1 protein-coding gene is annotated in these 7,624 nt (G+C 74.2%); it reads right to left on the bottom strand.

Features of this window, described 5'->3' with window-relative positions:
• The coding region (locus AB0P06_RS36390; protein ID WP_363615214.1) for an SDR family NAD(P)-dependent oxidoreductase at nucleotides 1-7,597 on the bottom strand (7,597 nt) is incomplete at its 3' end.
• Between the last annotated feature and the right edge of the window lie 27 nt (nucleotides 7,598-7,624).

Raw genomic sequence — 7,624 nt, 5'->3', positions numbered from 1 at the left:
GTTCCGGCGACGCCGCCACCTGCTCACGCAGCCGCGCGGCCTGGGCGCGCAGTGCGGCCGGGGACTTGCCCGACACCACCCACGGCACCACGGAAGCGCTGTCCGGCGCCGCAGGGGCCGAGCTCTGGGGTTCGTCGTCGGTTTCCGGTGCCTGTTCCAGGATGGTGTGTGCGTTGGTGCCGCTGATCCCGAACGCGGACACACCGGCTCGGCGCGGCGCGCCGGTCTGGGGCCAGGGGCGGGCCTCGGTCAGCAGCTCGACCGCGCCCGCCGACCAGTCGACGTGCGGGGACGGCTCGTCCACGTGCAGGGTCGCGGGCAGCGCGCCGTGCCGCATCGCCATCACCATCTTGATGACGCCGGCCACACCGGAAGCGGCCTGCGTGTGACCGAGGTTGGACTTCAGCGCCCCCAGCCACAACGGCCGCTCCACGGAACGCCCCTGACCGTACGTCGCCAGCAGCGCGCCCGCCTCGATCGGGTCACCCAGCGTCGTCCCGGTGCCGTGCGCCTCCACGACGTCGACCTGTTCGGGCTTCAGCCGGGCGTTGGCCAGCGCGGCCCGGATCACCCGCTGCTGCGAAGGGCCGTTCGGCGCACTCAGCCCGTTGCTGGCGCCGTCCTGGTTGATCGCGCTGCCCCGGATCACGGCGAGCACCCGGTGCCCGTTGCGCCGCGCGTCGGACAGCCGCTCCAGCAGGACCATCCCGGCCCCCTCGGCCCAGCTCGTTCCGTCGGCGGCCGCGGAGAACGCCTTGGAGCGACTGTCGCGGGCCAGTCCGCGCTGCCGACTGAACTCGATGAAGAGGCTGGGGGTGGACATCACGGTGACACCGCCGGCCAGCGCCATCGAGCACTCGCCCCGGCGCAGCGACTCCGCCGCCAGGTGCAGCGCCACCAGCGACGACGAGCAGGCCGTGTCGACCGTCACCGCCGGGCCCTCCAGGCCCATGGTGTACGCGATGCGGCCGGAGACCACGCTGGCGGCCTTGCCGGTCAGCAGGTAGCCCTCCAGGTCTTCGGGCAGCTGCCGCAGGTGCGAGGCGTAGTCCTGCCCGTTGGTGCCGATGAACACGCCCGTCGGCGTACCGCGCCGGCTGGACGGGTCGATGCCCGCGCGCTCCACGACCTCCCAGGAGGTCTCCAGCAGCAGGCGCTGCTGGGGGTCCATCGCCAGCGCCTCACGCGGCGAGATCCCGAAGAACTCCGGGTCGAAGTCGTAGGCGTCGTAGAGGAATCCGCCTTCCTTGGCGTAGGTCTTGCCCCGCTGGTCGGGGTTGGGGTCGTAGAGCTCTTCGACGTTCCAGTTCCGGTCGGTGGGGAAGGTGGAGATCACGTCGCCGCCGTCGGCCACCAGCCGCCACAGGTCCTCCGGGCTCCGCACGCCGCCGGGGAACCGGCAGCTCATCGCGACGACGGCGATCGGGTCGTCGTCCGAAGCGGCGGCCGCTCCCGCCGTCGCCGGCGCGGGTGCGGCGATGTCCGGCTCCCCGAGTGCGGCGGTGCGGATGTGCGCGGCGAGTGTTTCGGGGGTCGGGTAGTCGAAGAGGAGACTGGTCGGCAGCCGCAGCCCGGTGGCCGTGTTCAGCCGGTTGCGGAGTTCCACCGCGGTCAGCGAGTCGAAGCCGACCTCGCGGAACGCCCGGGTCGGGGCGATCGCCTCCGGGGAGCCGTGCCCGAGGACGGCCGCGGCGTGCGAGCGCACCAGGTCCAGCAGGAACCGGTGGCGCTCCGGCTCGGGCAGCCCCGCCAGCTGCTGGGCCAGCGAGGAGGTGCCGGAGTCGGCGAGGCCCTGTGCCGCCCGCCGGTTCGGCATCCGTACCAGGCCCCGGAACAGGTGGGGTACGGGCCGGGTGTCGGCCTGGGCGCGCAGCGCCGCCAGGTCCAGGCGTGCCGGTACGAGCGCGGCATCGCCCACCGCGAGGGCGGTGTCGAACAGGGCCATGCCTTCCGCGGAGGGCATGACGGCGACGCCGGACCGTGCCATCCGCTGCACATCGGTGTCGTCCAGGTGGACGCTCATGGTGCTGCGCTCGGCCCACAGGCCCCAGGCCAGCGACTGGCCGGCCAGGCCGTGCGCCCGGCGGTGGCGGGCCAGGGCGTCCAGGAACGCGTTGGCCGCGGCGTAGTTCGCCTGGCCGGCGCCGCCGATGGTGGCGACGACGGAGGAGTACAGCACGAAGGCGGTCAGGTCCAGGCCGGCGGTCAGCTCGTGCAGGTTCACCGCCGCGTCCACCTTGGGCCGCAGGACCGCGTCGACCCGCGCCGGGGTCAGGGCCGCGACGACGCCGTCGTCCAGGACGCCGGCCGTGTGGATCACCGCGGTCAGCGGATGCTCGGCGGGTACGCGGGCCAGCAGGTCCGCGAGCGCCTCGCGGTCCGCGACGTCGCAGGCGGCCACCGTCACCGAGGCGCCGGCCGCGGTCAGTTCGGACCGCAGCTCCTTCGCGCCCTCGGCGGCGAGTCCGCGGCGCCCGACGAGCAGCAGGTGCCGTACGCCGTACTCGGTCACGGCATGACGGGCTGCCAGGGCGCCCAGCGTCCCGGTTCCGCCGGTGATCAGTACGGTGCCGTCCGGGTCGAAGCGCGGGGGAGCGGCCGGGGCGTCGGCCGGTACCCGGGCGAGCCGGGGAGCGAGCACGGCGCCGGCGCGGACGGCGCTCTGCGGCTCACCGGAGGCCAGCGCGGCCGGGAGGGCGCGCAGCGACTCCGGGTCCGCGTCGAGGTCCACGAGCACGAACCGGTCCGGCTCCTCGGTCTGCGCGGACCGGATCAGCCCCCACAGGGCGGCGTGGGCCGGATCGGGCACGTCCTCGTCGGGGGCGGTCGCCACCGCGCCCCGGGTCACGAACACCAGCCGGGAGGAGGCGAACCGCTCGTCGGAGAGCCAGCGCTGTACGAGCGCCAGCGCCCGGTGCGTGACGTCCCGTACGGCGTCCGCGGTCCCTGTGGCGGTGCCGTGGGGCAGGGTGCAGGCCGTCAGCACCGTGTCCGGTGCGGCCGTGTCCGGTGCGTCGGCCGGGTCCGCGTCCATGCGGAAAGCCGGCAGGTTGAGGCCGGCACGCAGTCCGAGGCCGTCGTCGCCGAGGACCGCCCATCGGCGGGGCCCGGGCGATCCGCCGCCGGACACCGGGCTCCACGTCACGCGCTGCAACGACTGGTGGAACGCGGGCCGGCCGCCCTGGATCTCCTCCGGGCGGGTCGCCCGCAGCGCCACCTCGTCGATGGCCGCCACGGGCCGGCCGGTCGGGTCGGCGAGCGCGACGGACACCCCGTCGGGGCCGGTGGGGGTCAGCCGGACGCGCAGGTGGGACGCACCGGTCGCCTGGAGCGAGACGCCCTTCCAGGCGAACGCCAGCCGGGCGTCGTGGTCCGCGCCCGCGGCACCGTCGTCGTCACGGCCGACCGCGTCCGCCGCGCCCAGGGCGGCCTCCAGCAGCGCGGGGTGCAGGCCGAACAGCGCGGCCTCGCCCGTGGTGTCCTCGGTGAGAGCGGCCTCGGCGTACACCTCGTCGCCGAGCCGCCACAGGGCGGTGATCCCGTCCGCCCCGGCGCCCTCCGCCGGAACCGCGCCGGCCGGCGGCCAGGCCGTCAGGTCGAACGGCTCAGCCGTGCCGCCGGCCGCCAGGAGACCTGTGGCATGCCGCCGCCAGGGCTGCTCCGGCCCGGCCTGCTCCGGCCGCGCGTACACCTCGATCGTCCGGCGGTCGTCCTCGGCCGCGCCCAGACGGACCTGGATCACCACCGCGCCCTCGGCGGGAAGGGCCAGCGGCGCTTCGACGATCAGTTCCTCGATCCGCTCGTACCCGACGTGGTCCCCGGCGCGGACGGCGAGTTCGACGAAGGCGCTGCCCGGCAGCACCGGGGTTCCCAGCGCCGTGTGGTGGGCGAGCCAGGGGTGCGTCCGCACGGCGAGGCGGCCGGTGAACAGGTAACCGTCCGCGCCGGCCAGGGCGACCGCGGCGCCGAGCAGCGGGTGGTCGGCCGGCTCCAGACCCGCCGTCGACACGTCACCGGCCGGGGCGGGGCGGGAGAGCCAGTGCAGCTCGCGCTGGAAGGCGTAGGTCGGGAGCTCCACCCGCCGCGCGCCGTGCCCGGCGAAGACGGCCTCCCAGTCGGGTTCGATCCCCTGGACCTGGGCCTGCGCGAGGGAGGTGAGAAAGCGCCGCGCTCCGCCTTCCTCGCGGCGCAGCGTTCCCACGACGGCGATGTCGGCCCCGGCGTCCTCGGCCGTCTCCTGGAGAGCCGTCGCCAGCACCGGGTGGGGGCTGCATTCGACGAATCCGGTGCAGCCCGCGGCCAGCAGCTCCCGCCCGGCCTGCTCGAATTCGACCGTGTCGCGGATGTTCCGGTACCAGTAGCGCGTGTCCAGCTCGCGGGTGTCCAGCCGGCCGCCGGTCACGGTGGAGTAGAAGGGGATGCGGGAGGCCAGCGGCGTCACCGTCCGCAGCCCCTCCAGCAGGCGGTCACGGAGGATGTCCACCTGGGCGGAGTGGCCGGCGGTGTCGACACCGCGGATCCGGCGGGCCTGGACGCCCTCGGCCTCCAGCGCGGCAAACAGCTCGTCGAGCGCCCCGGGGTCGCCGGAGACGGTCACGAACCTCGGGCCGTTGACGGCGGCGATCGACAGCCGGTCGGACCAGCGCCCGATGCGTTCGCGGGCCTCGTCCGCGGGCAGGGAGACGGCCATCATGCCGCCCTTCCCGCTGAGTTCCGACCACAGCAGGCTGCGCAGCGCCACGATGCGGGCCGCGTCCTCGAGCGTCAGACCGCCGGCGACGTACGCTGCGGCGATCTCGCCCTGGGAGTGTCCGACCACGGCCGCGGGCTCGATCCCGTACGACCGCCACACGGCCGCCAGCGACACCATCACCGCGAACAGCGTCGGCTGGATCACATCGATGCGGTCCAGCGAGGGCGCGTCCGGTTCGCCGTGCAGCACGTCCAGCAGCGACCAGCCGACGAACGGCCGGAACGCGTCGGCGCACGCCCGCAGTTGCCCGGCGAAGACGGGGGAGTCGTGCCACAGTTCCTGTGCCATGCCGAGCCACTGCGAGCCCTGGCCGGGGAAGACGAAGGCGACTCTGCGCCGGTCGCCGCCCGTGGCCTGCACCAGGTTGGGCGCGGTCGTGCCGTCCGCGAGTGCGGTGAGTCCCTGGAGGAATCCCTCGCGGTCGTCCGCGACGACCGCGGCGCGGTGGCCGAACGCGGTGCGCGTGGTGGCGAGGGAGTACCCGGTGTCGGCGAGTCCGGCGCCGGGGTGGGCCGCGAGGTGCGCACGCAGCCGCTCGGCCTGTGCCCGCAGTGCCTGTTCCGTCCTGCCGGAGATCGTCCAGGCAAGGGGACCGGGGAGGGCGGCGGAGGTTTCCGGCTCCGGGTCCGCCGTGGCCGTGGTCGTCCCGGCGGCGCACTGCCCGCCGGAGTCCTGCGCGGGCGGTGCGTCGGCCTCCTGCGGGGCCTGCTCGATGATGGCGTGGGCGTTGGTGCCGCTGATGCCGAAGGAGGAGACGCCGGCGCGCCTCGGGCGCCCGGTCGACGGCCACGGCGTCGGGTCGGTCAGCAGCCGTACGGCGCCCGACTCCCAGTCCACGTGCGGAGACGGCTCGTCGACGTGCAGGGTCTGCGGCAGCAGGCCGTGGCGGATGGCCATCACCATCTTGATGACGCCGGCCACACCGGCCGCCGCCTGGGGGTGGGCGAAGTTGGACTTCAGCGAGCCGAGCCAGAGGGGCCGTCCGTCCGTCCGGTCCTGGCCGTAGGTGGCGAGCAGCGCCCCGGCCTCGATCGGGTCGCCGAGGGCGGTGCCCGTTCCGTGCGCCTCGACGGCGTCCACGTCCCGGGCGGACAGGCCCGCGTCGGTGAGCGCCGCCCGGATCACCCGCTGCTGCGAAGGGCCGTGCGGGGCGGTCAGGCCGTTGCTCGCGCCGTCCTGGTTGACGGCGCTGCCGCGGATCACGGCGAGCACCTGGTGGCCGTTGCGCCGGGCGTCGGACAGCCGTTCCAGCAGGAGCATGCCGACGCCCTCGCCCCAGCCGGTGCCGTCCGCCCGCGCGGAGAACGCCTTGCAGCGGCCGTCGGCGGAGAGCGCCTTCTGCCGGCTGAGCTCGACGAAGATGCCGGGGCTGGACATCACGGTGACACCGCCGGCCAGCGCCAGGGAGCACTCGTCGCGGCGCAGCGACTGTACCGCCAGGTGGATGGCCGTCAGGGAAGCCGAGCAAGCGGTGTCCACCGAGACGGCGGGGCCTTCGAGACCGAGGGTGTAGGAGATCCGGCCGGAGATGACGCTGGTGGTGCTGCCGGTCAGCAGGTAGCCCTCGTACCCCTCGGCCGGCTCCTCCATGCGGGGCCCGTAGTCCTGGGGCATGGCGCCGACGAACACCCCGCAGCGGCTGCCCTTCAGCGACGCGGGCCGGACACCCGCGCGCTCCAGGGCCTCCCAGGAGGTTTCCAGCAGCAGGCGCTGCTGGGGGTCCATGGCCTGTGCCTCACGGGGGCTGATGCCGAAGAAGGCCGGGTCGAACCAGCCCGCCTCGTGGAGGAATCCGCCTTCCCGGACGTAGCTCTTGCCCTGCTTCGACGGGTCGGGGTCGTACAGGTCCGCCAGGTCCCAGCCGCGCTCGGTGGGGAATCCCGACACGGCGTCCCGGCCGGCGGCGACCACGTCCCACAGGTCTTCGGGGGTCCGTACGCCTCCCGGGAGCCGGCAGCTCATCGCAACGATGGCGATCGGGTCGTGGTCGCTTTCGGTGGCAGTCGGCGGCCGGGACGACGCGGGAAGGGCGGCGTTGCGGTCCTGCGCGTCGAGGTCTGCGGCGTCCACGGCATCCACGGCGGACGAACGGATGTGGTGGGCCAGGGCCGCGGGTGTGGGGTGGTCGAAGAGAATCGTGCCGGGCAGTCGCAGTCCGGTGGCGGCGTTCAGCTGATTGCGCAGTTCGACCGCGGTGAGCGAGTCGAAGCCCAGTTCCTTGAACGCCCGGTCCGTGTCGATCGCTTCGGGCGTGGTGTGGCCGAGGACGAACGCGGCATGCTTGCGGACGAGTTCCTCGACGGCCTGCTGCCGCTCGGCCTCGTCGGGCAGGGCGGCCAGGTGGTCCCGCCAGGTGGACGGCTCCTCGGCACCGGCGGCGTCGAGCTCGGGGACCGGTGCGTCGAGCCAGTAGCGGTCGCGTTGGAAGGCGTAGGTGGGCAGGTCGACCTGGTGGGGGTTGTGTCCGGTGAAGTAGGCGTTCCAGTCGATGGTGAGGCCGAGGGTGTGCATGCGGGCCAGGGCGGTGACGGCGGTTTCCTCTTCGGGGCGGTCCTTGCGCAGGAGGGGGATGAACTGTCCGTCCTGGACGCAGGGCTGGCCCATGGCGGTGAGGACTCCGGCGGGGCCGAGCTCGATGAAGCGGGTCACTCCGCGGGTGCTCAGGGCCGTCATGCCGTCGTGGAACCGCACCGATTCACGGACATGGCGCACCCAGTACTCGGGCGAGCAGAGCAGTTCCGGTGCGGCGATGTCGCCGGTCACGTTCGACACCAGGGGGATGCGCGGCTCGTGGTAGGTGAGCCCCTCGGCGATGTGCTGGAACTCTTCCAGCATCGGTTCCATGCGGGGGGAGTGGAAGGCGTGGCTGAC

It is taken from the genome of Kitasatospora sp. NPDC088351, assembly GCF_040685575.1.
GTDB lineage: Bacteria > Actinomycetota > Actinomycetes > Streptomycetales > Streptomycetaceae > Kitasatospora.
Note: the sequence above shows the minus strand (reverse complement) of the source record. Positions and strands in the feature narration are given on the sequence as shown.